The sequence below is a fragment of the Neobacillus cucumis genome, assembly GCF_023715505.1.
In genome coordinates this window covers 1-1,711 of sequence record NZ_JAMBOH010000080.1, presented here as the reverse complement: position 1 = coordinate 1,711, position 1,711 = coordinate 1, and the positions used below count along the sequence as shown (strand labels likewise).

The 1,711-nt window shown below is 37.5% G+C and carries 1 protein-coding gene; it reads left to right on the top strand.

What is annotated here, in order from left to right:
• The first annotated feature begins 41 nt into the window (after positions 1-41).
• Entirely contained in the window at positions 42-1,610 is a 1,569-nt protein-coding gene (locus tag M3226_RS31350; RefSeq protein WP_251573399.1) for an IS1182 family transposase, read from the top strand.
• The last annotated feature ends 101 nt before the right edge of the window (positions 1,611-1,711 follow it).

Genomic DNA, 1,711 nt, shown 5'->3' with positions numbered 1-1,711 from the left:
AAAATAAAGTTACCACACCAAATCTTGAAAGAAGGGTCCTTATGTTTAAAAATTATATCATGAATCAATTAGTTTTGCCTTTAGATTTAGAAGTGAAATTACAAACTAATGATATTGCCTTCCATGTCCATCATTTAGTTGAAAGTATCCCTCAGGAAGCATTCGAACCATTTCTTCGAAATGAGGGCTGTCCAGCCTATCATCCACGCATGATGCTTAAAATTATCTTATGTGCCTATACGCAATCTGTCTTCTCAGGGCGTAAAATTGAAGCCTTATTAAAAGATAGTATCCGTATGATGTGGCTAGCTCAAGGGTATGAACCAACCTATCGCACAATCAACCGATTCCGTGTTCAATCAGAAGTGAAAGATTTAATTCGCCAATGTTTCGTCCAATTTCGTTGCCAATTAATCGAAGAAAAACTTATCGATCAAGAAGCGATTTTTATCGATGGTACAAAGATTGAAGCAGATGCGAATAAATTTACATTCGTGTGGAAGAAATCGATTGAGAAATATCATCAAAGTTTAATTGAAAAGTCAAACCAGCTATATAACGAGCTACTTGAGAACGAAATCATACCTGAAATTGAACGTGAAAACGATGAACAGTTATCAATGGAAGAGCTTACTCAATTGGTTCAAAAAGTGAACGATGTCGTTACCGAGTATGATAAACAAATTGAAGCTGCATCAGACGTTCCAGAACGAAAAGACTTAAGAAGTGAACGTAAATATCCGAAACAAGTGCGGAAGCAGTTGATTGATCTTGTCATGCGAAAACAGAAATATCAACGAGACTTTGAAATCTTTGGCACACGTAATAGCTATTCGAAAACAGACCCAGATGCGACATTTATGCGCATGAAAGATGATTATATGAAAAACGGGCAATTGAAAGCTGGTTATAATGTACAAATCGCCACGGAAGGTCAATACGCGCTTGCCTATAGCTTGTTTCCTAACCCAACAGATACACGTACGTTAATTCCATTTCTAGATGAGATTGAGCAGCATTATTTCGAGTTACCGAAACACATTGTCGCAGATGCAGGTTATGGTAGTGAACAAAACTATGATGATATCCTTTCGAACAGAAAACGAGAAGCACTAATTACGTACAACCTGTATTTGAAGGAACAAAAGAAAAAGCACAAGCAAAACATATTCCATCCCGACAACTGGCAGTATGATGAAGAAACAGATACATATACATGCCCTAATCAGAAACGTCTTGAATTTCAATACCATTCTGTCCGTACTGATCAGACAGGCTTCCAACGGAAGTTCAAAATCTACGAGTGCGAAGACTGTTCGGGATGCCCATTCCGTTCCTCATGTACAAAAGCAAAAGAAGGCAACAATCGAAAACTCATGGTGAATGAAAAATGGGAACAGCAAAAAGAATATGTAAGGTCGAAGCTTTCAGAAGAAGAAACGAGTGCCATCTATCGAAAACGCAAAATCGATGTGGAACCAGTTTTTGGATTCTTGAAGGCTAATTTGCGTTTCACTCGATTTTCTGTACGAGGAAAATCGAAGGTAGAAAACGAAATGGGCTTCGCATTAATGGCAGTGAATTTAAGAAAATTCACTGCCAACAACTAAGATAATAAAAGAATTAAAGCCCAAAAATAGAGAAAGGTGAATTTGAGGACGTTCAAATTCACCTTTCTTACTATTTGAAGCTAGTTATGTCCCAGCCTCTT

Coding starts and splice junctions, on each gene's coding strand:
- M3226_RS31350 (WP_251573399.1), top strand. CDS start 42: ATGTTTAAAAATTATATCATGAATCAATTAGTTTTGCCTTTAGATTTA.